This window comes from Desulfosarcina cetonica JCM 12296 (assembly GCF_001311845.1).
Lineage (GTDB): Bacteria > Desulfobacterota > Desulfobacteria > Desulfobacterales > Desulfosarcinaceae > Desulfosarcina > Desulfosarcina cetonica.
The window spans coordinates 1-23,828 of sequence record NZ_BBCC01000095.1; the positions used below are offsets into that span (position 1 = coordinate 1).

Here is a 23,828-nt window from a genome sequence, read left to right on the forward strand (position 1 = left end):
TCAGTTGCGAATGAATCCGGCGGGGGTGTCTTATTTCATCAGGTTCGGAAGAAATAATGCAATCTGGGGGAAGGGAATCATCAGCCCCACGCCAACGATCAAAGCGATCAGCATGGGAAGGACCCCCTTGAAAATGACCTCCAGTGGAACCGTCCGGGCCACGCCACTGACCACATACACATTGACGCCCACCGGCGGGGTGATCACCCCGATCTGGGTCACCAGGACGATAATGACGCCAAACCACATGGGGTCATATCCCATGGATGCGATGACCGGATAAAAAATCGGCACGGTCAGCATGATAAAGGCGAGGGAATCGATAAAACAGCCCCCGATCAGGTAAACAAAGATAATCAAGGCCATGATGACCGGGGAGGGTAAGTCGAATCCGGCTACCCAGTTGGCCACTTCAAAGGGAATCCGGGTAATCGCCAAAAAATGGCCGAAAATGGTGGCGCCTGCCACGATGACCAGCACCATGCAGGAAATGCGTGTGGTCTCGGAGAGCGCCGCGACAAATCCGCGGAAGTCGAGATTGCGCCGAATCACCGCAATGATCAGGGTGCCCATGGCGCCAATGGCGCCGGCTTCGGTGGGCGTAAAAAATCCGAAAAAAAAGTCCCCCCATGACCATGGCGAAAAGCGCCAGGGTTTCCAATAGGCCGGCCAGGGATTTCATTTTTGCCTGAAGCGTGGTTCGGGGCCCTCTGGGGGCCAGATCCGGTCGAAGGGTGGACCAAATGACAACGGCCAGGATAAAAAGCACGGTCAGGAAGATACCGGGGATGATGCCGGCAATAAAAAGTTTTCCGATGGACTGCTCGGTCATGATGCCGTAAATGATGAAGACGACGCTGGGCGGGATGAGGATCCCCAGACTGCCGCCGGCGGCAACGACGCCGGTAGCCAGACTATCATGGTAGTTGTATCTTTTCATTTCCGGAAGGGTGACGGCAGCCATGGTCGCGGCAGTGGCGTTGGTTGAGCCGCAGATGGCCGAAAAACCGGTGCAGGCGCCCAGCGTCGCCACGGCCATACCGCCGGGCCAGTGGCCGATGAAGGTGTAGGCCACTTTGAACAATCGGCTGCTGATACCCGAATGAAAGGCGATCTGCCCCATCAGGATAAACAGAGGAATCACGGTCAGGTTGTACGATCCGAAGACATCCAGGAGGTCTTTGGCCGTGAGGTTGAGCGCGGCATCCGGGGAGACCAAATAGGCGAACCCGCTGATTCCCAGGAGCATCATCAGAAAGCCCACGGGCATTTTGGAGAAAATCAGCACAAACAACAAAATAAGACCGGCAATGCCGGCCATGGTAGGACTCATGACTTGCTCCTTTACCTGACGTCCGTTAGGGAAACCTGCGGGCCGATGGCTTTCAACGACCAGACCACGGTATGGAGATAGAGTACCGCGGACAACATGGCACATCCGATGGCAATGCCGTAGACGAATGGTAGATGGGCATCTGCAGGGTCATGGAGACCTCTCCGCTGGTTTTTAGATCCCCCGCGGAAGCGATGCACTGACGGCAAACGACGCTGAAGAGCAGGGCACAGATGCCGGCATTGATCGCCTCGACAATGCACTGCACCTTGCGGGGAAGCCGCTGAACCAGGAACTCGACGGCGATGTGGCCTTGGTCCACGGAGGTGCGAGCCAGGGAAAAGGAGACGAAAACAGCGCCCAGCATACCGACCATTTCATAGGTGCCGGGTATGGGATGACGAAAGAAACGCAACAGCACATCAAGGCTGGTAAGGATCATCATGCCCATCACGGCCAGCATGGCGATACCGTTGAAGAACGACGCCAAACGCACCACGAGCCGTTCGATCGGAGCCACAAAATTAGATTCCGGATTCATTTTCAATCTTCTGCGATGGGTTCGTATTTTTCTCAATGGCTTGGGTCAACATGTCCACATAGGCCGCGCCATCCAGGTTCTTGGCGGTCGTTTCGGCAATGTAGGCATCGATGATGGGGCGGACATTGGCCTTCCATTGTTGATTCTGTTCATCGCTGAGCGGGATAATCTGGTTTTCCAGACTGAGGGAGTAGTCGCGTCCTTCCTGATCGTTCTGATCCCAACGCTTGCCATGGACGTCGATCCACTTGCGGCTGGTGGCCTCGAAAATGTTCTGGAGCTCCGGATCCAGGGCAGCCCACTTGGATTTATTCATGACAACGAACATCGCCGTGGTATAGCCCACAACATGACAATCCGTGGTGTATTTGATGACTTCCGCCTGGCGCCATCCCTTGAGCGCTTCAATGGGACCGAAGGTGCCGTCCACCACCCCTTTTTGCAGGGACTCGTACGTATCCCCCTGGGGCATGGCCACGGGAATGCCGCCCAAGGCCTTGACCACCTTGGCGCTGAGGCCCGTGGAACGAATCTTCAGTTTTGCCAGGTCGGCCAATGTTTTAACCGGTTTGCGGGTATGCAACAGACCCGGGCCATGGGCGTGCAGGTAAAGTACCTTTACATCGTCCATCTCCGTTGGCTTGAATTTGGCGTAAAAAGCATTGGCTACATTCGTGGCCGTTACGCCGTCGGGATACCCCAGGGGCAGATCCAAGGCTTCCATGGCCGGAAACCGGCCTCGGGTGTAGGCGAAGCAGGACATGCCAATATCGGAAATACCGTTGACCACACCGTCATAGCACTGATTGGCCTTGGTCAGCGTCCCTCCCGGAAAGACGGTGATTTTGACCCGGCCGGAGCTGAGGCGTTCAATCTCCTCGGCCCAGGCGATACCGGCCAGGCACTGACCGTGGGTGGGCGGGAAAAAGATGCTGTAGGTCAGCTGAACCGAATCGGCGGCAGCGGTGGGTGATACTGGGGTGATGATGGCAAGCATGGTCAAGGTTAGGCTCAAGGCAAGCAGGCGGAAGGGGGTCATGGGCGCGCTCCTTTGGACTGTTATTGAACGTGTATCAAGCGTGTTTGTCGATCCGTGTTTGTAGACCAGGGAAGACGAACCGGTAATCGTCGCCATGGGGACGGCACCGGCAAAACGTTCGAAACTTGATATAATTGGTTTTGGCTGTCAACCGCTTTTTATGCCGAATCCAGTTTAGATCGGTCAGGGGTATTGTCATTCGGTGGCAGATTGCTTTATAGTTAGCGCCAATACAGAAGATTCATGGTGAGGTTGATCAACCGATATCCACCCCATATGGGAACCCCTTCCCAGTAACGCCCAAGGAAGCGCATGCCATTGATTGATTTTGAGGAATTCAAGACTATTAGCCAACGCGTCAGCCTGAATATCCCTGAAAACTGCCCATGGCGTTGGGACAGGGAGTTCAATCTGGCGCTGACGGTCATCGACCGCCAGGATGAGATCATGGTCGAACTTCCGCTGACACTGGAATTTGCCGATAAATGGGACTTTGCCACCATTCAGGATGCCGATGAGCCGATTCGGGAATTTTTCCAGGCCGGGTGGGGCATTATTCCGGGACAAAAGGTGTTCACCTCCCATCCGGTCAACGGTAACGTCCTTTATGTCGCCTGGTGGCCATGGGGTGATGATGAGCGGATTTCGCTTCGGATGGGGCTGATGTCGATCTCGGTGGAGAAACTGAACCCTGCCGAGGTGAAAAAACTGATCTGCGATTGGTTGAACCTCGCCCCCTGATGGTTGTGTTATTTCGCGGTGATGAATCCGTCAAAGGTTGTGTTTGCGGATCTTATTGCGCAGTGTGGTGTGGGAAATTCCCAGGTGGATGGCCGCTTGCCTGAGGCTTTTTGCCGAGCCGATGGCCCTGGCGATGATACGGCGTTCAACCTCGGCCACTTGCCGGGCAAGGTTATTGCCGTTGGACGGCGACTGCGGGTTTCCCCCAAGAGAAGCGGGTGATGTCGTTAATTCGAAGCTGAAAAGGATAGACGCTTCGTCGATCCAATGGCCGTCGCACAAAATGGCGGCGCGTTCGATAACGTTTTTCAGCTCCCTGACATTCCCCGGCCAGTCGTGGTTGACCAATTTTTCCAAGGCTTCGGGAGAGAGCCGCTGAAGCGCTCCGCCCAGCTTGCAGTTAAACTGAAAAAGAAAATGGTCCGCCAGGATGGGAATATCATCGCGCCGGGCCCTCAATGGCGGCAGATGGATGGGCAGCACATTGATGCGGTAATACAAATCTTGTCTGAAAGCCCCTTTCTCCACCAACTGTTCCAGGTTACGGTTGGTGGCGGTAATGATGCGGGTGTCGACATCGATCTCTTTTGATCCGCCAACCCGGCGAACTTGTCTTTCCTGAATGGCGCGTAGAATTTTTGCCTGGGGGCCGGGGGGGAGCTCGCCGATCTCGTCAAGGAAAAGGGTTCCCCCGTTGGCCTGTTCGAACAGGCCGGCCCTGCCGTTTTTTTCCGCTCCGGTAAACGCGCCACTTTCATAGCCGAACAGCTCGCTTTCGAGTAGGGTCTCGGGAATGGCGGCGCAGTTTACCGGAACGAAGGGGCCGATGCGCATGCTTTCGGCGTGGATCGCCCGGGCAAAAAGCTCCTTGCCCGTCCCGCTTTCTCCGCGAATGGAAACAATGGCGGGCGTTGTTGCAATCTTGCGGGCAAAAGCGATGGCTTGCTTGACCGAAGGGGTACCGCCCACAAAGGTATCGAAGGTGATTTTTTCTTGTTGGACGACCTCTTCCACCAGGGCCTTGATCGCCTTCATTTCCTTCATGATTTCCACGGCGCCGATGATGCGGCCTGCGGAATCGATGATCGGACGCGCGCTGCTGAAAAATTCGAATCGGCCCTTCTCCGTGGATACATGACGGCGCAGGCGAGTATGGGGGGTGCCGTCAAGACATGCCAAGATGGTCGAATCCGTGCTCGCCAGGGTGTCCAGCCGGTGACCGACCAGATCGTCGTTCCGGCAGTTCAGGAGGGTCCGGGCCAGTTGGTTGATGGTGGTAATCCTGCCGTTGCCGTCGATGGAGACAATGCCGTCACTCACATTGTCCAGTACCGTCTGGAAGGTGTTCTGGCGATTTTCGTTGGGTAAGGTTTGAATGATGCGGATGGATTGAAGGCCGTCGATACCGGAAAGGGTTTCCAGAACCTCTTTGGCCGACAAGGCGCGGTCCCCCGGATGGATTTCCAGGTAAACATCCGCCATGTCGTTCTTTCGTTCGACCTCCATGGAGATAATGTTCATGGCTTGGTCGGCAAGACGACTGGATATATCGGCGACCACGCCAATGCGATCCCGGAACAGCAGATTGAGCTTAACGGATGGGTGCAACAGGCATTCTCCATGGCCAAAAGGGGAGGCGAAAAAATGACAACCATTGAAAAATATCATAAAAAGTCAGGGCTGGAATGACAAGCGGCAATTACAGCCTGATAGCCGGCCAATTCGGGATCATGCGTATGCACCTAAAAGAAAAACCGAAAATAGAATAACCGAGGGAAAATGCATTCTCCCTCGGCAACACGGAGAAATCGACAAACCATGATACACCGTCTTCTGATGCTTGGCAGCCTAACGGGCCTCCTTTTGTCATTTTACGCCGGTAGTCTTATGGCGCAGGAGAAAAGCGACCGCTTGCTGACCGCCTTGGCGTTTGAAAAACCGGTTACGCTTTGCGGAGAGCCCGTGCCGGTGGATGCCCAAGACGTGATCGAGCGCTACGAGAAAGAGATGCTGGTGTCCCTGGGGGACCGTGCCCAGGTCATTCTCTGGCTCAAACGCAGCACCCGCTATTTTCCGTTTATCGAAAAGATGCTGCGGGAAAGGGGGATGCCAGACGATCTCAAATACCTGGCGGTTGTCGAAAGCGCCTTGCGACCGCAGGCCGGTTCGAGCAAGGGGGCCATGGGCATCTGGCAGCTGATGCCCCAAACGGCCAGGAATCTCGGCCTGACGGTCAATGGCGCGTTCGATGAACGGCGTAACTTCTACTTGAGTACACCCGCCGCATTGACGTACCTCGAAATGCTGTATGAACAATTCGCATCGTGGAGCCTGTCACTGGCCGCCTACAACATGGGCGAAAAGGGGCTTGAAGCCAGATTCTCGAACAAGAGGCCCATGACTATTACCACCTTTACCTGCCGCTTGAAACCCAGCGCTTTGTTCTGCGCGTGCTGGCGATCAAACACATTATGGAGCATCCTGAAAAACATGGTTTTTTTCTCACAACAGCGGACTATTACCCTCCGAAACGGTTTGCGATGATCAGGGTCCAAAGCGTCACCGATATGCCGCTGCGGTTGATTGCCCGGGCGGCCCAAACGGACTTCAAAACCATTAAGGATTTTAACCCGGAACTGCGGGGGTATTACCTGGCCGCCGGCACCCGTGCCCTTAGCATCCCTGAGGGCGGGACCACCGGTTTTCAGCAGCGACTGGCCCAGCTTGTCGATATGGAGAAACAAAACCGCCGCCAGCGGATGTATGAAGTCAAGAAGGGGGACAGCCTCACGGGAATCGCCGACAGATTTGATGTGCCCGTGACGGCACTGCTCATTTGGAATCGGATCGGCATCCATGATGTCATCCACCCCGGGCAGCGGTTGATCGTCGCTCCCGCGCCGGGTGTCAATCCGCCCCATGCCATGGATAAAGATGCCGAGGTGAGTGAATGATCGAGAAAATTATTGCCAATGGGCATCCCGGAGCCGGTACGGTCGCGTTGGATATCGCCATCAAATTAGGGATCGACCACACGGGTGGTGCTACGCAAATGAAATGGTACCTGAAAAATACGATCTTCAGCGACTCAGCGAGGACGCCGAGATGACACCGCTGGCCAAAGCGGTTGAGGCGTCCGATGGTTCGCTGTTTTTTACGGTGGAAAAGGGCTCACCCATGGCTGCCGAGGCCGTTCGCAAACGTACCGCGCAGTTTAACAAACCGATGCTTGTGGTGAATCTGGATCAGGCGAATGCATTTGGTGCTTCCAGAAAGATTGCCGAATGGATCGGGGAGAACCGGATTGGGTGCCTGCATGTGGATGGCGCGGTAAACAACGCGGCGTTCAACGCCAAGGTGGCCGGCATCCTGGAAGCGACGTTCTTTTTGACCATGATGAATACCGGCATCGGCTCACCGCTGGCCTCGATGGTCGAAAAAGAGCGTATCCCCGGCCCGCCCGTCCCGTCCCCAACCAGTCTGGATGCCGCCCTTATCCATCTGGAAAAGGAACTGTCCTTGAAGGACAAGGCCACCATTGCCAACATGGTGGAAACCGAGCTGGTTTCCTTGCATTTTACCTTGGGAAACTATATCAATAACCGATTTGATCTCTTCTCGGCCGACAGCGAATTGTTGACCGACTGCCGACGCCGTTCGGGCCGTTGGACGCTGGCGCCCGAAGAGACGGCGGCCGTGATTATCCGGTTCCTTTGGGAACACCTCCGGGAAACCTACCGTATCCGGATCATCAAATAATCTTCACTGATTCCTTTGGAACCGTTCATGCTGACGCTTCCCCATGATACCGAAACGTTGATTCGACTGATCCAGCAACGCCTGTTTTTGCGTTCACCGGGTAAATTCCGATTCGAAACCCGTGGCGACCTTAGAGAAATTTCAGCCGTCCTCTTCCTGCTCGGGACGGACCAACGCACGGGTGAACCCTGTCTGATCCTCAACAAGCGGTCGCGTCACGTCCGTCAGCCAGGCGATCTGTGTTGCCCTGGAGGCGGTGTTGCGCCGATCATTGATTTTGGGTTGACGCAGGTGCTGCAATTGCCCTTCACACCGCTTACCCGTTGGCCGCATACGCGCTGGTGGCGTCGTTATCGCCTTGCGGATTTTTCGAAGCTCTCCCTGCTTTTGGCAACGGGTTTGCGAGAAGGCTTCGAGGAAATGCGTCTCAACCCCTTGGGAGTCCGGTTTCTCGGCCCCATGCCCGCCCAACAACTGGTCATGTTCAGGCGCGCCATCTATCCCATGGTCGCTTGGGTCAACCACCAACAGCATTTCACGCCCAACTGGGAGGTCGAAAGCATTGTCCGGATTCCCCTGCATGCCTTTTTCGATGCGACCCATTACGCCCGCTATCGGATTTCATTCAGCAAAAGGATCCCCGGTACGGGACACCTGCCCGATCGTGAGATGCCCTGTTTTGTCTATCACCCCGATGGCCCCCAGGAATTGCTCTGGGGGGCGACTTACCGGATCACCGAACATTTTCTGAAAATCGTTTTCGACTATACGCCACCGCCGATGGAGCGGTTGAGGGTGATCAAGCGGCGCTTGGGAGAGACCTATATGCAGGGGAGCACACTGACCTGATCCATGCTGGATGGAGAAAAAGCAACGCGCAAATCGTTGATTTTGTGCTGTTGGTGATGTAAAAAGCCTCTTCCCATACGTTTGTTAACCCGGTTTTGGCTGACGGAGCAAAGACAATGGTCGCAAAAAAAAGTGAGCATCCACACCATCCGTCGGGATCAGCAGGCCCCCCTTACATTGATTCTGAAACAATACCCCGATGGATGGAGTTATGAAGTCCAGGATCTTCCCAGTGGGCCCCTGCCAATGCCCTGGCGTGCGAAAAGTGGTGAAGCGGCTGAAAGGCGACTGCGCGAAAGCTATGATCAAGCCATTTGGATGATTACCGTTCTTGAAGAGGCTGCGCCGTCATGAGTTGAACCCTCATCATTTTGATCATGCGAGGACGACCCTATGTCTGTATTTGACTATGAACAGTGTTTTTCGCAACAGGTACTGGACGACATCTTCCCTTCACAACGGGCCGACCGTTTCTTCGATGCGCTTTTTGGCGATGCCAAGGAGGGCGCCTACGATATCCGTTTGGCCTACAACCGGGCGACGAACGATCAAATCGAGTTCGAATTCCAATTAAACCAGCGTCCCGGCCGATGCCTGGCCTGTAACCTGACCCACGGCCTGCCGGAGGTGTTCATGCGTCATCCGGTGATCGATTTGGCCGGCCTGGTTCAATCCATCAATGCCCGTTTGACCAACGGCAAACATTGTGACGCATGGGAATTGGGTCGCACGCAGGAAGTGTCACCCCAACGGCATGTGATCCCCTTGCGCATCGGTCTGGCGGATGCGTGATAGCCCTGTTGCTACCGATGAAAGACACGGGCCAGAATCGTTGACAATTCATCGATTGTGTAGGGTTTCTGAATAAATCCGTCCCCCATGGCATTTTCCTGCTGTTCCTCCAGCCCATCCAGGCTGTAGCCGCTGGAGAGGATCACCTTGACATCCGGACGGATGGCCTTCAATTCGCCCAAGACTTGACGGCCGTTCATATCGGGCATGATCATGTCCAAAAGGACACCATCAATACGGTCTTTTTCGATTGTAAAACGGTCGATGGCCTCTTGACCGCTGCCGGCGGTAACGACTTGGTACCCCAGATCCTGCAAGATGGCGCATAGCGCCTTCAATACGAAGGCCTCATCATCCACCACCAGCAGCCTGCCCGATCCGGCTTCGGCAGCCGCTTCCGATGACGCGCGTTGCCCCTCCTCTTGGGAAGGACAATCCGCCAGTGGCAGGTAAATGGTGAAAGTGCTCCCTTTGCCCACCTGGCTTTGAACGTCGATAATACCACCATGATTTTTAATGATGCCGAAAGCCGATGCCAACCCCAGTCCGGTTCCACGCCCCATTTTTCGGGTGGTGAAGAAGGGGTCGAAGATGCGTTTCATAATTTCCGGCGCAATTCCCTTGCCCTGATCCTGAACCTTGATAGCCGCATAGGATCCTGGTTTGGCGGAAAAAGGCGTCGTGAAGGCCGCATCCAAAACCACACAATCGGTTGATACGCGAAGCGTCATGTTGTCGGTCATGGCCTGCCAGGCATTGACGTACAGATTGAGCAACACTTGGTCGATTTGGCCTTGATCGGCGTTCACCAATTGGGCCTTGTCCGCATAGTGTGTCAAAATGCGGACTTCTTTTTTGGTACGGCCGAACATGTCGGTGGTTCGCTTAACCGCTTCGTTGAGGTCGACCGAGGTCACCCGATACTTGCCCCCACGGGCATACCCAAGCAACTGGCGGGTCAGACTGGCGCCACTTTCGACGCAATGTTCAATGGCCTGCAAATAGCTCGAAAGGGGACTGTCGCGGCCGATTTTTGTCTCCAGTAAAGAAACGTTTCCCATCACGCCCATTAGTAGATTGTTGAAATCATGGGCAATACCTCCTGCTAGGGTGCCAACCGCCTCCATGCGCTGGGCGTAATTGAGTTGTCCTTGAAGTTTTTCTTTTTCGCGTTGCGCAATGAATTTTGCGGTAACATCGCGGGCCAGACCGCGAAAACCGGTAATCTTGCCCGTGTTTTCATGAATCAGGGCTGCGCTCAAATCCAGAATCTTATTTTCCCCATTTTTGGTTGTCACCGGATAGGTGATGACGCGTACGGGGTCGCCGGACTGTACCATTTTTACAAAGGCGCGAATGACCTCCCGTGTGGCTTGATGCGTTGCGTAGTGTCTGAAGTGCATGCCGAGAAGTTCCTGCGCTGAATATCCCATGATCCGTCCGGCGGCGTCGTTGACGAAGGTCAGCCTGCCGCGGTAGTCCGTTTCAAAATAGGCTTCTTCAATGGTGTCCAGGATGGTTCTGTATTTTTCCTCGCTGATGCGTAATTGTTTTTCCATGGCCTGGCGTTGCTCAATTTGGGCCAGGAGCCCATCATTGGCCTTTTGCAGTTCCATGGTACGTGCTCTGACCAATGCCTCCAGCTGCTCTTTGTATTTAAGTAATTCAGCCTCGGCCATTTTTCGGTCACTGATGTTACGCAAGGATCCGATGATGCGATAGGGTTTTCCCGACCGTGTGCGCAAAAGAATCGAATTCAAGCTGCAATACATCAGCCTGCCATCCTTATCCTTGAAAACCACTTCATGGTCGTAAATTCGTCCCTTGTCTTTCAGAATCGCGACCATATCATGGCGGTGCTCGGGCTCACTGTAAAATTTGAGGGTGGTTTTGCCGATCAGTTCATTGCGTTTGTAGCCGGAGACTTTTTCGATCGACGGACTAATCTCGATCATGGTCCCATTGAGTGACGATTCCCAGTAGACATCCTGAATATTGTTAAAAATACCCAAATACTTGCGATGGCTGCGTTCAACGGCGGTTTTCATTTCACCGAAGGCATTGGCGGTTTCCTGAATTTCGCTATAGACCGAGCGGATGGGCGGGAGGGGCACGGTTTGACCCAATTTCATTTTCCGAGACGTGGCTTCCAAAAGCGCGATGGGACGGATGACACCCCGGGCGAGAAGAAAGCCGATAACGGCGGCGAAGAAGGAGATGGCGATGGTCACCCAGATATTGAGTCGTCGGTTGGCGTTAATGGCACCGAGGTAATCCGCTTCGGGCAGGTAGACGCCAATGATCCACGGCCATTGGGCGTTTGAAAAAGGGGTGAACATGGCCAGGTAGTCCTGGCCGTCATTTTCAAAACGCGAGAAACGCGATCCGTCCATTACCAGCATACCCGCAGCGTCAGTTTCTATTTTTGCTGCGGCAAAGGCCTTGCGGCTAAATAGATCGTCCAGCTCCTGTATTTTTACCAGGCGAAAGGAGCCGTTGCCGCTCTGATCCACGACCTTCAGTTTGTCAATTTCGCCAAAGGCAACCACATCGGCGTTGCGGTTGATCATGAACGCCTTGCCATGCTTGCCGATTTTCAAATTTCCGATGAATGTGGATAGCTGATCAATTTCGATGTCCACGCCAACCACGCCCCTTAACATGCCTTCAGAATCGAAAAACGGCCCTGCAATGGTAATTCCCGGTTTTTGTGAGGTGTAGAAAATGTAGGGGTCCGTCCAGACGATCCGGTTTTCGGCAATTGCTTTCTGATACCATGGCCGCTTCCTGGGATCATAGGCGTCCGCGTTGTCCACATCGCTTGCCTTGAGGTGGAAGTCCGCGTCACGGTAAGACAATCGGACGTGTCGGCCCGTTTCGCGGTTCAGGATGACCTTTGTCCGAAACCCACCCTTGTCATACCGCTCGAAGTGGCGCACATCATAAAAATCACCGTTGGGCGTTCCGACATAAATGCCGGCAAAATGAGGGTTGAGCGAGAGTTGATCATACAAGTAGCGCTCGAGAAAACCATTTTTTCGGTATCGCTGCTGACCACATTGGCTGCCAGGAGCCGTCGGGTCAGCGCTGCTGCGCTATGGGCGTGCAGGAGATGGTTTTGGGATTGCTCCATGGCCAGCCCGGCAATGTTCTGCATGATGTCCCTGGCATGCTGGCGCAACACCTGTTGGGAGGTGAGATAGGAAGACGTCGTGGTGGTCAATTCGGTTCCCCAAATCAATCCCAGGAAACCGGCGATCAGGGCCCAGCGGATGGAAATCTTCATCGGCATGGTGGTGTAACCTTGTTTTTTCAGGTGTGTCCAATGTGCGGATCAGTGTGGACTCTGCGACTTGATGCTGCTTCAACGCGCTTTCTGCTGTCTGTAACGGTTTTAAACTTTCCATGTATACAGGCGAGCTTGCGCTTTTCAAGGAAAAATTGGGTGATGGGGCAAAATCCGGTGTTCAGTAGCGCTTTTGGTGGCGCTTCCATGGGGCGTCTTCCACTCGCCATCGGCCGAAACCTTGTTGACCTCCCTTGATGAATTCAGTCATTAACGCTATAGAGATCGATATTTGCGAGGTCGCCATACTTTCGGGAACAAAAACAGAATGCGAAAAACGGCAAACGTCCTCCTGACCGCTGCCCCTTGGCCGCTTTTCAATCGGCCATCGTTGCCGCTGGGCGCGTTGAAGGCCTACCTGACCAAGGCGTTGCCCCAGGTTACCGTCACGGCCAACCACTTCTTCTTGGAGGTGGCCAGGGCCGTCGGCTATGGCGCTTACCAAGCGGTTTCCCGGCGCGTATGGCGAGCGAGGCAATCTATGCGGCGTTGCTTTACCCCGAACGTGCCGACCAGGCCGAAGCGCTATACCGCAGCACCTTACCGCGTAACGATGCGGCTTCCGACCATTTTTCACACCTGGCGCTGACTGCTGAACATGAATCCGAACGATGGTTAAGCCGGATCGACTGGGAGTTGGTGGACCTCGTCGGCTTTTCGATCTCCTCCTGTCAGACCACGGCATCCCTCTACTTGATCTCGCGGGTCAACGCCATCCGGCCGAATCTGCCGATCGTTGTTGGTGGATCTTCCTTCTCGGCCCAGGCGGCTCGAGGGCTGCTGAAACAATTTCCCCAGATTGACTACGTGATTATCGGTGAGGGGGAGCGCCCTTTGACCGAATTGGTTCGCCGGATGATACTCGCCGGAAATGGCAATCGTCCGAACACGCTGCCTGCCGGCGTATGTTCCGCCGCTCAGTCTGATCCAGATGCCGTCCGTTTCAATCAATTGCAGCGTCTGGATGCGTTGCCGACACCGGATTATGATGATTATTTTGATATCTTGGATCAACTGCCCGTTTCCGAGCGGTTTTTCGCGACGTTGCCGGTGGAGGCATCGCGCGGATGCTGGTGGCAGGCAAAAGAAAAGGCCCGGCGTTTCAAGGGATGTGCGTTTTGCAACCTCAACCTACAATGGCAGGGATATCGAACAAAAACGGCTCAGCAGGTTGTTCGGGAGGTGAATACACTGGTGAGACGCCATCAGGTGCTCTCACTGGCGTTCGCCGACAATGCCCTGCCCCCACATGGCAGTGCGGCGTTGGCCGATGGCCTCCGGTCACTGGAATGGGACCTCTCCATTTTTGCCGAGCTCAGGGCGACCACGCCGCCCGAACATATCCGGAAGCTGGCGGCGGCAGGGCTGGACACCGTGCAAGTCGGCATCGAATCGCTGTCCGGACGCCTCCTCAAGAAGATGAACAAGGGGACGCGGGTCATCGATAACCTGTTCATCATGAAGGTGTGCGAGCTTTACGGGATCGCCCATTCATCCAACCTGATCCTGCATTTCCCGTCGAGTGACGCATCCGATGTTCATGAAACGCTTCAAACGCTTGATTTTGTCCAATGGTACCGTCCCTTGAAAACCGTGGGGTTCTGGCTGGGGCTGGGAAGCCCCGTGTATCGGTTGGCCAGGGATTTTCACATTCGGGCCCGTTTCAATCATCCCAACCTGAAAAAGCTTTTCCCTGCACGGGTGGCCAATGGGCTGCGTTTCATGATTCAAGGATACCGGGGGGACCGCCAGCAACAGCGGCGATTGTGGCAACCGGTCGAAACACGCGTTCGTGAATGGTCCGGGAATTATGCGCGGTTGCAGAAACAAACCGGTGGAAGCCCTGCTTTGACTGCACGGGATGGGGAGACTTTTATGATTGTGAAACAGTATTGGCCGGATCGGATGCCCATTAAGCACCGACTTACCGGTGTTTCGGCGGCCATCTACCGTCATCTCCACCATCCGGGTACCCTCCGTCAACTGGCCGAAGCGTTCCCCACCCATGAGCGTGGCCAGATTGAGCGGTTTCTTCACGCCATGGTGGTCAAACGGCTGATGTTCAAAGAAAACGATCAATACTTGAGCCTGGCGGTCCGTCCGGGAAAAGGGAGACGCCGCATGCCGCACCTGATCCTGGCCCCCTTGCGCGGGTTTACCGACGGGGTGTTCAGGAATGCTTTTCAACGGCATTTCGGCGGGATCATCGAGGCCGTGGCGCCATTTGTCACCTCGATCAAAGGGCGGCGGATCAAACCCTCGCACCTGGCCGACCTGATGCCTGAAGATAACCCTCAGTTGCCGGTGGTTCCTCAGATTTTGAGCAATCATGGTGAGGATTTTATCTGCCTGGCCAATGCCCTGGTCGATCTGGGATACACGGAGATAAACTGGAACCTGGGCTGCCCTTATCCCATGGTGGCCAAAAAAACGGGGTTCCGGACTGCTGCCGTTTCCGGAAGAAATCGATCGTCTGCTGGAGATCATCTGCCGTGGATTCTCCGGCAAGCTTTCGGTCAAGACCCGTCTCGGACGCTTTTCCGCCGATGAACTGGAAAGCCTGATTCCGATCTTCAATCGCTATCCCCTCGAGCGGATTATCATCCATCCCCGCACCGGCGTGCAGATGTACGATGGCCGCGTCGATCTTTCGGCCTTCGCACATTATCTCCCGCAGTTGGCGCATCCGGTGGTGTACAATGGCGACATCCATCATCCCCTAACATTTACCTCACTGATGGCGCAATTCCCCGGCGTGGCCGCCTGGATGCTGGGGCGCGGGCTTTTGGCCAATCCCTTTCTGGCGAGATGATCCAAGGCGGTGGGGCGCCGGTCGAAAACCGCCGGCAGCGCTTTGCGGCTTTCCATGCCGACTTGGTGGCGGGATACAGCGAGCGGTTTTATGGGCCCGGCCATGTGTTGGACCGGATGAAGGGTTTCTGGGGGTATTTTTCAAGTGGGGTTATGAATGGCCGGCGGATGCGCAAACGTGTCCATAAAATCAGCCGCCTGGATCGATACCTGGATGCGGTCGCCGTCTGGATTGAAGATGAGGCCAGCTGGCTGACATGATTTTTTCCCTGTTGCCGACCTCTTGATGATGGGAGCCCATGCATGCAACCCAAAACAGTTTTGATTGTTGACGATGAATTAAGCATTCTGGTCCCGTTGCAGTACCTGCTGGAAAAAGAGGGCTACGTGCCGAAATTGGCTCAGAGCGGCAAGGAGGCCATCGAAAAGATCGGCGAATTCAAACCGGCGCTGGTTTTGTTGGATATCATGCTACCGGATCTGGATGGGTACGAAATATACCAGCTTATTCGCAGCCGACCGGAATGGAACGCGATCCGGATCATCTTCCTCAGTGCCAAAAATCGGGATACCGATATCGCCAAGGGACTCGCCATGGGCGCCGACGCCTATATTACCAAACCTTTTTCCAATCGCCAGCTGATGGACAAAATCCACGCACTCATCGGGCCGGCCGGCGATACCTGAACGCCGGGCCTTAAGCGCCTGCCTGAAATCAAACCACCCCTAAATGAGGGTCGTCAGGTAATCCCTAAGCTGAATACGCTGGTTTGTCAGCCCCAGTTTTTTACGCAAACGGTTGCGATGGGCTTCGATGGTTTTCGAGGAGGCGTTCAGAATCTCGGCAATTTCCTTGGTCGTTTTATTCTTGCGAACCAAATCGGCGATTTGAATCTCAGTAGGGGTCAGGTCAAAATACTTTAGTGGGATCTGACGCATAAAAGGGGCGACAATATTGGCAAGGTTGGTTTGGATGATTTCCACATAGACCGCTTGTTTTTCATCCAACGGGCTGCGACTCAATTTTTCCAAGAAGGGGGTTACCAGATCCTTGACATTGGCCACGATGACCCCTTCCATGTGAACCTGATCTTCTTCACGGCTTTTCAGCAGAACATTCAGGGCGGTATTCACCTCCTCAAGGGCGATGCTTTTTTCCTTGAGGGCTTTCTCACTTTCCTTCAGTTTTTTTTCCGCGCGTTTCCGTTCGGCGATTTCACGATTGGCGCGCTTGAACAGCTGTGCATTCTCGATGGCCGTGGCCGATGCGTCGGCCAGGGCTTCGAGAAGTTCGGCATGGGAAGCGTTAAAACGACCGATCTGCCGGTCCACGACTTGCAAAGCACCAATCACGGTGCCTTTGACCCGCATGGGGACACTGACCAGGGAACGCAATTCCACCTTCATGGTATCGGCCACTTTGCGGAAATGGCGCATATCGGTGTTGGTATCCGAGAGAATGACCCGTTCGCCATATGTGCTGACCCATCCAGCAACCCCTTCACCCGGCGCAAGGCGCCATCCTTTGACGATGTTGCGCTGAAAACCGGCGGCCTGTTGGCAAATCACCTCTCCGGTCCGCGCATCCTTCAGCCAGATGGAGCTGCCGACCACACCAAATAAGGCCCGAATGGCTTCCAAGATGGTGGATAGGACCCGATCCAGTTCCAAGCTGGAATTGATGGAGAGGAAAGAATCGCAAATTAATTCCAATTCACTGTTTCGGCGTGAAAGGCTTGCGTTTTTTTCTTTCAACGCAGCGATTTCGGCCTTCAGTCGCTCGGTACCGAGGGCTTTGTGAGTTTCTGGTGCAGTCGATGCAGATTGAATTTTGGTCATAAGTCGGGTCTGTGCGTGGGTTATCGGGATATCACGAAGATCTATCGCATTTTTTCACCGGTGAGCCGCTCCAGGTTGTCACGGGCAAAATCAATGCCCGGATCCAGTTCCAGGGCCAGACGGTAGTAGTTCACCGCATCGTCCATGCGGCCCAACTCACGATAGTTGGAGGCGATGTTGGCATAGTCGATGGCCGAGCTGGGATCGAGCTGGATCACCTTCTCGAAACAGGCGATTGCCTCGGCGTGGTTCTTCAGCATGTAGTGGCAAAATCCCATGAGGTTGTGTATGTCGGTACGCTCCGGATCGATGGCCGCGCCTTTGGCCAGAACCTGCAGCGCCGCGTCGTATTGGCCGAGCTCCTTGTGGCAAACGCCCATATACGAGTAAACGCTCGGCCGGTCCTGGTCGGTTGGCGACTGGTCAAGGGATTGGGCAAAGTACATCAGGGCACGCTGCGGGTCGTTACGTTCCAGGTGGCATTGGCCCAGGTAGAATTGGATGAAATATTTTCCTGGCAGCAGCCGTGCCATCGCTTCCAGGCGCCTGATGGCTTCATGCAAAGGAAAATGCTGCATGGTGAGTTTGGCGGTAAACATGGCCACGCTCGTGCCCACGGCACGTTCCCGGAAATGGGCGCCGGGAACAATGGTGTAAAACGCCGGAATGGCCAGTTGGGGGTGGGTGGTGTCCACCACCAGCACATCCAGAGCCTGCCGGGCCAGCGCCTGAACACAGGCGTCAACTTCTATGCGGATATTGGCGTTTGACATATCCGGCAGAGTGGAAAGGGAAATCGGGCCTGGCGCGTTGATGACGAAGGCGGCGTCCGCCAGACGGGTGAACTTGGGCAGACCCGAGGCCACGTAATTGGAACCGGAATTGAAATCCCCGGCCAACTGAGCCACTTCGGTGAGGGCGCGGCTGAGCGCTTTTTCGGGGCTGGGGGTCGTGCCGGCGGTCCAGACGATTTCACTTTTTGCCGGAAACGTCGAGGGATCATAGGCCAGCACCCCCACCGAAGGAATGCCCATCTCCAGGCTGAAATCGGTGATGGTCAGTTGGATGCCGGCGTTGGCGTATTTGGCCAGCATCTCCTTTACGTAAAGTCCTTTGCCGTGGTCGGGTCGATACGCGGAGCGGCGATGCGCTGGCGGCTGATCACGGAAGAGACATGCCGTTCCACGACTTCGCAGATTCCCTGACAGAGCGCTTCAGGGATGCAGTTGCCCGCCGATGGGCCGTTAAACGCGTTGATCGCATAAAACCAGTCCAGCGGTATCAGTTCCTCTCGCTCACGGGAAAGATTCCAGGCGCCGACCCAGCGCAGGGGCAGCGTCTTGAAAACCTGTTCGGCAACGTCGAGATCCGCCGATGTGTCATGCACGGACTTGGCGATTTGGTCGAAACCGATGGCCTTGTCGGCAAAACGATCATAAGTGCCGATTTCGCTGTATGCCTCGTTTTTATAGAAACTGAAGAAACTAAACCGTTCGACCAGTTCCATTACGGCGCTGGCCTCGGCCTGGGCGGGTGTCGCTCCTTTGCCCATCTGTTTTTTCGTGCCGATGACCTTGCGTGCATCGTGGCCGCAGGTGCTGAAAAAACCGGGATATCGAGCCGGCCATTGTCGATGCGGACAGTGTTTTCCATGATTTTCAGGTCAAGTTGCTGCATCTTGGCTTTGACCCGGGCTACGGTTTTTTCGGGCAGCCAGATTTTATCCTGATCGTCGGTCGCCTCCTTAAAAGCATCTGCCATGCGGATGGGGCCTGTCTGTTTCATTGAATCGTGTTCCTTGAAAAGGTGCTGTCAGAAAGAGTGCTGTCAGAAAGGGTGTCGTCAGCATTATTGCCACTCTGCCTTCTACCCATCTCTGCCTTCTACCCATCCGGCACCTTCTCTGGCAAGTTCTTTTTGTGACCACCATTTTTGCGAAGCGCTTGCTTTCACATGAATTTCAAGGTAAGAAAGAACGTTTTTGAAGCCGTTTGACGGATTTCCACGCGCTTTTCGCACCAGCCCCATACGTCCTTTTCGAGGAGAACGCGCCATGGCCCGCACCAGTCACATCGAACGCCATACGGCCGAGACCCGGATCGATGCTCAGTTGAATTTGGATGGCAATGGCCTTGCCGAGATTCAGTCGGGAATCGGTTTTTTTGACCACATGCTGACCCTTTTTTGTGTTCATGGCCGCTTCGACCTGAAGCTTAAGGCCATAGGAGACCTTGTGGTCGATTTTCATCATACGGTAGAGGATGTTGGACTGGTTTTGGGAGAGGCCCTTTCCTCGGCCCTGGGGAATCGAACGGGTATCCGGCGCTACGGGTTTGCCGTGACGCCCATGGACGAGACCCTGGCCAAAGTGGCGATTGATCTGTCCAACCGACCCTATCTGGTCTACCATCTGCCACCGGCCGTGGAGGCTCACGGCGCCTTTGACCGGGGATTGGCCAAGGAGTTTTTTCGCGCCTTTGCCGTCAAGGGCGGCATGAATCTGCATATCAACGTCGATTATGGCGAGAATGAACATCACATCCTCGAAGCGACCTATAAGTCGGTTGGGCGGGCGCTTCGCCAGGCCGTATCGATCGATGCGCGGCAAAAGGGCGTACGCTCCTCCAAAGGGGTGCTGTAAGGCAATCCCACTTTCGTGATCTAACCGGCGGTCCATCGATTGTTGACGATTCGTTTTTTTGTCCATGGGATGTTGTTGAAAAATTTAATCACGTTACCTTGACAAACAAACATCCCCGCCTTAAATTGTCAAATTTAAAAAAGGCAAGCCTATGTCCGCGATAACTAACGACGTTGCCCAATTGTTCAGACACATTTTGTACCATCAATCCGGCCCGTGACAGTTTCGTTCGCAACGGTCTGGGTCCTACCGGAACACGACTGACCCCGAATCCATCTATATGGAGGCGGCTTTTCTTGGCGGCATTCATCCCTGAGGATAAAATTCAAGCGATCAAGAACGTTTGCGACATCGTTGAGATCGTTTCGGATACGGTGTCCCTGCGTCGGTCGGGGCGCAATTACCTTGGGCTGTGCCCTTTTCACGCCGAAAAAACCCCTTCGTTTACCGTGAGTCCGGATAAGCAGATTTTTTACTGTTTTGGCTGTGGCGCGGGCGGAAATGTCTTCAGCTTTCTCATGAAACAAAGTGGAATGAGTTTCCCGGAGGCAGCCCGGAGCTTGGCCGAACGTTACGGCATCGATCTTCCCAGCCCCAATCTGTCGGCTTATGAGAAAAAAAAGTTGACGGAACGGGAATTGATACTAACGCTTAACGGCGAGGCCATGAAGTTCTACCGCGACTGCCTCTTTTCCGATAGGGGGCGGGAAGCCATGAGATATCTTCTCCAACGCGGAATAACGCCAAAAACCATTGAAACGGGCGGGCTCGGCTTCGCTCCCGACGGTTGGGATCACCTGTTGCGCCATTTCCGGTCCCAGCGACGTTCGGTGGATGTGGCGGCACGCGCCGGCTTGGTGATACCCCGGCAGAAAGGGCAGGGTTACTACGACCGGTTCCGCAACCGGGTGACGTTTCCGATTCTCAGCGGGCAGGGCAAACCCATTGGTTTTGGCGGGCGCGTGATGGACAAGAGCCTGCCCAAATACCTGAATAGTCCGGAAACGCCGGTCTACCACAAGGCCCGCTCGCTTTACGGGTTGGATCGGGCACGCGTCAAGAGTCGCGAAACCGGAACGATTTATGTGGTCGAGGGCTATTTCGACCGACTCGCCATGCAACAATTCGGAATCGAAAACACGGTGGCCACTTTGGGAACGTCCCTTACCGCCGACCATGTTCAGATTCTGAAAGGTTTCGTGGGGGAGAACGGCCGGGCGATCCTGGTTTATGACTCGGACCGGGCGGGCATCAAGGCGGCCGAACGTAGCGTGGGCGTATTTCAGAAGGGGCTGCTGGAGGCGCGTATCCTGGTGTTGCCCGAAGGGCACGACCCGGATTCCTTTTTGATGGCCCATGGGCCCGACGATTTTCTGAAGGCGACCGAAAAGGCCATGGGGATGCTGCCGTTCATGGTCGAGTCTGCCATCAACCGGTATGGGCTTGGCATCGATGGCAAGGTTCGCATCGTCAATACCCTGCGCGAGGCCCTTCTGGCAATCTCCGACCCCGTGGCCCGTTCACTGCAGGTCAAGTACCTGGCCGAACGGATCGATGTGGATGAAGCCGTGATTTTGCAGAAAGTGCGTCAATCTACGGCCACTCCGCCACTGGACCGGCGCCGGCCGGTTGCGCCATCTCCGCCGGAAAAGCGCATTCGGGGTGAAGCCTTCCGGTTGGAACGGCAGCTGGTGACCATGATGCTACAGTTCCCGGAAATGATTGCCGATATCAGGCAACGACGACTCTTGGCGCATTTTACCGATCCGCTGCTGGCGGAGATCGGACATGGCATCGTTGAGCATTATACCCAACCGGGCGATAATGATATCGCCGGTTTGATTTCCCGTTGGGAAGAACCAAAGAAAAAGGCCATTATCGCCCGTCTGGCGATGAATGAAGAGCAATGGGACCGTAGCGGCTGCGAGCGTCTGATAAACCAGTTCGAACGCAGCCGGCGGCGCCGCGACAAGGACTTGTTGAAACGGATTGAGGCCGCTGAGAAAAGTGGTGATGTCGAACTGTTGGCCCGATTGCTTCAGGAGAAGCAGCATCAGGTCCGTAATACCGTTCAAAAGCATAGCGGTTTGGAGACTTAAGGCCAAAGAAGATACACCGCCTGCCCATAACGGCTGCCCACAGCCGCAGAGGGACGCCAAGATCAATCCATCATCAGGCTATCGGGTACCATTTGTGGACGGCAAACAATCCTGTCCGGTTTCAGGAGGCAAACGGAAATGACCAAAACATCCGATGATAAGCGCAATGCGGTAGTCAGCCCGGACGAAAAAAAGCAGCGAAGAAAAGTGTCGAAGCGGGTGACGATGCGGCGGTTCAGGACGCAAAATCGGAGAAAACGCGACCCTTGGGCAAGAAACCCAACCAGAAGGCGCTCAAGGCATTGATCGAAAAGGGCAAGGAGCAGGGAACCCTGACCTATGATGAAATCAACGAGGTCCTGCCCAATGAAATGATGTCGTCGGAGATGATCGATGATACGCTGATGATGTTCGATGACATGGATATTGAAATCATCGATAACGAAGACGCCTTGTCCGGCAAGGATAACGCGTCGGAAGAGAAGAAGGAGTCGCTGAGCAAGTCGGTTTCGGTATCTGATTTCGGATCGGTGACGGACCCGGTAAAGATGTATCTGCGCGAGATGGGCATGGTGACCCTGCTCAGTCGGGAAGGCGAGGTGGAAATCGCCAAGAAAATCGAGGAGGGTGAACAGGATGTCCTGAAAGCGCTTCTGGAGACCTCTTTGGGCGTCAATTACATTCTCGAATTCGGTGACCTGATCGAAAAAGGGGCGCTCAGACCCAAACATGTTCTGCGGGATGTGGATGAAGGGGACGCCTATGTCGACGAAATGGTTCAGATCGAAAATTTTCTGAAAACCATCGCCGAGATCCGCAAAGTCAACGACGAAAACCAGCAATACCGCGAACGCATGTTCAGCGAACAGTTGGACTCGGATGAAGCCCGTCGTATCCGTCGCAGCATCATGCGTCGCAATAACAAGATCTTCGATTTGCTCAAGGGGTGGCGTCTGGAAGGCGGCGTGATCGATCGCATCGAAGCGCATATTCGGCGGTTGATTGACTGGTTTGATGCCCAGAATCGTCTGGTGTCGATGACGGCGGAATCCCTTGGCACGACCATTCGCGACCTGCGGGATCATCTGGCGGACAGGGATCAATTCACCCAATGGGCACTGGGTTTGTCGAGCCTGGATGATCCATCTTTAGGACGGATATACGACCACCTGAAGTCCGTGACCGACCTTTTGGTGGAAAAGGAAAACGACTTCAAGGCCAACAACCGCAATCTCAAGCGGGTCATGGCCAGCGTGGACGAAGGCCGCATGCGGGCCAAGTTCGCCAAAAGCGAACTGATCCGGGCCAACCTCCGCTTGGTGGTCAGTATTGCCAAAAAATACACCAATCGGGGCCTTCAATTCCTTGACCTGATCCAGGAAGGCAACATCGGCTTGATGAAGGCGGTGGATAAATTTGAGTACCGCCGGGGGTACAAATTCTCGACCTATGCCACCTGGTGGATCCGGCAGGCCATCACCCGGGCCATTGCTGATCAGGCCCGCACGATTCGTATTCCCGTGCACATGATCGAGACCATCAACAAGCTGATCCGGACCTCCCGTTATCTGGTTCAGGAGTTCGGACGGGAGCCGCGGCCCGAGGAGATCGCCGAAAAAATGGAGATTCCCATCGACAAGGTGCGCAAGGTCCTCAAGATCGCCCGCGAGCCCATCAGCCTGGAAACCCCCATCGGTGAGGAAGAAGACAGTCATCTGGGCGATTTTATCGAGGACAAGAAGTTTATGCTGCCCTCTGAAGCGGCCGTGAGCATGAATCTTGCCGAGCAGACCCGCAAAGTGCTGGCCACGCTCACCCCGCGTGAGGAGAAAGTGTTGCGCATGCGTTTCGGCATTGGTGAGAAGGCTGATCATACGCTTGAGGAGGTCGGGCAGGACTTCACCGTTACCCGTGAGCGGATCCGCCAAATTGAAGCCAAAGCGCTCAGGAAACTTCGCCATCCCACCCGCAGCCGTAAACTGAAAAGCTTTATCGACAATTGACCATCGGGTGATCACTGCGATCGATGTGGCAAGAT

The 23,828-nt window shown here is 54.9% G+C and carries 22 protein-coding genes and 2 pseudogenes; 13 read left to right on the forward strand and 11 right to left on the reverse strand.

Going from position 1 to position 23,828, the window contains the following annotated elements; all coding sequences use genetic code 11:
* Window positions 1-30: 30 nt before the first annotated feature.
* The 3 genes and pseudogenes from JCM12296_RS50660 to JCM12296_RS19700 all read right to left on the reverse strand — a co-directional run bounded on the left by JCM12296_RS50660 (window position 31) and on the right by JCM12296_RS19700 (window position 2,913).
* Window positions 31-1,333: pseudogene (locus JCM12296_RS50660) on the reverse strand (TRAP transporter large permease).
* Between the two features lie 52 nt (window positions 1,334-1,385).
* Window positions 1,386-1,853 carry a TRAP transporter small permease gene (locus tag JCM12296_RS19695; RefSeq protein WP_172683994.1) on the reverse strand — a complete coding sequence of 156 codons (468 nt, stop codon included), beginning with the start codon at window positions 1,851-1,853 and terminating at the stop codon, window positions 1,386-1,388.
* Between the two features lie 4 nt (window positions 1,854-1,857).
* Entirely contained in the window at window positions 1,858-2,913 is a 1,056-nt protein-coding gene (locus JCM12296_RS19700; RefSeq protein ID WP_054696970.1) for a TRAP transporter substrate-binding protein, read from the reverse strand.
* A 312-nt stretch (window positions 2,914-3,225) separates the two neighbouring features.
* On the opposite strand from JCM12296_RS19700, the gene JCM12296_RS19705 reads away from it, so the two are divergent.
* Entirely contained in the window at window positions 3,226-3,654 is a 429-nt protein-coding gene (locus JCM12296_RS19705; protein WP_054696973.1) for a hypothetical protein, read from the forward strand.
* Between the two features lie 30 nt (window positions 3,655-3,684).
* On the opposite strand, the gene JCM12296_RS19710 is transcribed toward JCM12296_RS19705, so the two are convergent.
* Window positions 3,685-5,262, reverse strand: a complete 1,578-nt coding sequence (locus JCM12296_RS19710; protein WP_054696976.1) for a sigma 54-interacting transcriptional regulator — start codon at window positions 5,260-5,262, stop codon at window positions 3,685-3,687.
* 279 nt (window positions 5,263-5,541) lie between these two features.
* Here JCM12296_RS19710 and JCM12296_RS19715 point away from each other — a divergent pair, with 279 nt between their 5' ends.
* From JCM12296_RS19715 to JCM12296_RS19740, 6 genes are all read left to right on the forward strand, one after another.
* On the forward strand, window positions 5,542-6,198 hold the full coding sequence (locus JCM12296_RS19715; RefSeq protein WP_172683995.1) for a lytic transglycosylase domain-containing protein: 657 nt from the start codon (window positions 5,542-5,544) through the stop codon (window positions 6,196-6,198).
* Window positions 6,195-6,608 carry a lytic transglycosylase gene (locus tag JCM12296_RS19720; RefSeq protein WP_054696981.1) on the forward strand — a complete coding sequence of 138 codons (414 nt, stop codon included), beginning with the start codon at window positions 6,195-6,197 and terminating at the stop codon, window positions 6,606-6,608. Before JCM12296_RS19715 ends, JCM12296_RS19720 begins: the two co-directional genes overlap by 4 nt.
* Window positions 6,605-6,763 carry a hypothetical protein gene (locus JCM12296_RS38580; protein WP_157067760.1) on the forward strand — a complete coding sequence of 53 codons (159 nt, stop codon included), beginning with the start codon at window positions 6,605-6,607 and terminating at the stop codon, window positions 6,761-6,763. Before JCM12296_RS19720 ends, JCM12296_RS38580 begins: the two co-directional genes overlap by 4 nt.
* On the forward strand, window positions 6,712-7,413 hold the full coding sequence (locus JCM12296_RS19725) for a DUF6794 domain-containing protein (RefSeq protein WP_157067761.1): 702 nt from the start codon (window positions 6,712-6,714) through the stop codon (window positions 7,411-7,413). The genes JCM12296_RS38580 and JCM12296_RS19725 overlap by 52 nt, the downstream gene beginning before the upstream one ends.
* Window positions 7,414-7,440: 27 nt before the next feature.
* The gene (locus tag JCM12296_RS19730) at window positions 7,441-8,262 is read left to right on the forward strand and encodes an NUDIX hydrolase (RefSeq protein ID WP_054696987.1); all 822 of its coding nucleotides are present in this window, start codon (window positions 7,441-7,443) and stop codon (window positions 8,260-8,262) included.
* A gap of 393 nt (window positions 8,263-8,655) precedes the next feature.
* Window positions 8,656-9,054, forward strand: a complete 399-nt coding sequence (locus tag JCM12296_RS19740) for a hypothetical protein (RefSeq protein ID WP_054696998.1) — start codon at window positions 8,656-8,658, stop codon at window positions 9,052-9,054.
* A gap of 11 nt (window positions 9,055-9,065) precedes the next feature.
* Here JCM12296_RS19740 and JCM12296_RS19745 read toward each other — a convergent pair whose 3' ends face one another.
* Both JCM12296_RS19745 and JCM12296_RS45000 read right to left on the reverse strand, forming a co-directional pair.
* Entirely contained in the window at window positions 9,066-11,912 is a 2,847-nt protein-coding gene (locus tag JCM12296_RS19745) for a hybrid sensor histidine kinase/response regulator (protein WP_340147870.1), read from the reverse strand.
* Window positions 11,913-11,938: 26 nt separating this feature from the next.
* Window positions 11,939-12,346 carry a hypothetical protein gene (locus JCM12296_RS45000; protein ID WP_054697002.1) on the reverse strand — a complete coding sequence of 136 codons (408 nt, stop codon included), beginning with the start codon at window positions 12,344-12,346 and terminating at the stop codon, window positions 11,939-11,941.
* 516 nt (window positions 12,347-12,862) lie between these two features.
* On the opposite strand from JCM12296_RS45000, the pseudogene JCM12296_RS19755 reads away from it, so the two are divergent.
* From JCM12296_RS19755 to JCM12296_RS19770, 3 genes and pseudogenes are all read left to right on the forward strand, one after another.
* Window positions 12,863-15,212: pseudogene (locus JCM12296_RS19755) on the forward strand (RiPP maturation radical SAM C-methyltransferase).
* Window positions 15,209-15,472 (forward strand): hypothetical protein, encoded by a 264-nt coding sequence (locus JCM12296_RS19765; protein ID WP_054697011.1) that lies wholly within the window; start codon window positions 15,209-15,211, stop codon window positions 15,470-15,472. The pseudogene JCM12296_RS19755 and the gene JCM12296_RS19765 overlap by 4 nt, the downstream one beginning before the upstream one ends.
* 42 nt (window positions 15,473-15,514) lie before the next feature.
* Window positions 15,515-15,898, forward strand: coding sequence for a response regulator transcription factor (locus JCM12296_RS19770; RefSeq protein WP_054697024.1), 384 nt, complete (start codon window positions 15,515-15,517; stop codon window positions 15,896-15,898).
* A 39-nt stretch (window positions 15,899-15,937) separates the two neighbouring features.
* Here the strand turns inward: JCM12296_RS19770 and JCM12296_RS19775 are convergent, their stop codons facing one another.
* The 5 genes from JCM12296_RS19775 to JCM12296_RS38585 form a co-directional block, all read right to left on the reverse strand.
* Window positions 15,938-16,924 (reverse strand): GAF domain-containing protein, encoded by a 987-nt coding sequence (locus JCM12296_RS19775; protein WP_172683996.1) that lies wholly within the window; start codon window positions 16,922-16,924, stop codon window positions 15,938-15,940.
* Between the two features lie 167 nt (window positions 16,925-17,091).
* A complete protein-coding gene (locus tag JCM12296_RS49330) occupies window positions 17,092-18,144 on the reverse strand; it encodes a YcaO-like family protein (protein ID WP_306304096.1) in 1,053 nt (350 codons plus the stop codon).
* A gap of 5 nt (window positions 18,145-18,149) precedes the next feature.
* Complete coding sequence (locus tag JCM12296_RS49335; protein ID WP_306304097.1) at window positions 18,150-18,602, reverse strand: YcaO-like family protein; 453 nt, start codon at window positions 18,600-18,602, stop codon at window positions 18,150-18,152.
* On the reverse strand, window positions 18,557-18,835 hold the full coding sequence (locus tag JCM12296_RS49340; RefSeq protein WP_306304098.1) for a hypothetical protein: 279 nt from the start codon (window positions 18,833-18,835) through the stop codon (window positions 18,557-18,559). The genes JCM12296_RS49335 and JCM12296_RS49340 overlap by 46 nt, the downstream gene beginning before the upstream one ends.
* Before the next feature lie 81 nt (window positions 18,836-18,916).
* Window positions 18,917-19,105 carry a hypothetical protein gene (locus tag JCM12296_RS38585; RefSeq protein ID WP_157067762.1) on the reverse strand — a complete coding sequence of 63 codons (189 nt, stop codon included), beginning with the start codon at window positions 19,103-19,105 and terminating at the stop codon, window positions 18,917-18,919.
* Between JCM12296_RS38585 and hisB the strand changes: the two genes are divergently transcribed.
* The 3 genes from hisB (at window position 19,104) to rpoD (ending at window position 23,793) form a co-directional block, all read left to right on the forward strand.
* Window positions 19,104-19,691, forward strand: coding sequence for an imidazoleglycerol-phosphate dehydratase HisB (hisB, locus tag JCM12296_RS19785; protein ID WP_054697030.1), 588 nt, complete (start codon window positions 19,104-19,106; stop codon window positions 19,689-19,691). The two genes, JCM12296_RS38585 and hisB, sit on opposite strands and share 2 nt — an antisense overlap.
* Before the next feature lie 296 nt (window positions 19,692-19,987).
* Window positions 19,988-21,790 carry a DNA primase gene (gene dnaG, locus JCM12296_RS19790; protein ID WP_054697033.1) on the forward strand — a complete coding sequence of 601 codons (1,803 nt, stop codon included), beginning with the start codon at window positions 19,988-19,990 and terminating at the stop codon, window positions 21,788-21,790.
* 266 nt (window positions 21,791-22,056) lie between these two features.
* The gene (gene rpoD, locus JCM12296_RS19795) at window positions 22,057-23,793 is read left to right on the forward strand and encodes an RNA polymerase sigma factor RpoD (RefSeq protein WP_054697036.1); all 1,737 of its coding nucleotides are present in this window, start codon (window positions 22,057-22,059) and stop codon (window positions 23,791-23,793) included.
* Window positions 23,794-23,828 lie beyond the last annotated feature (35 nt).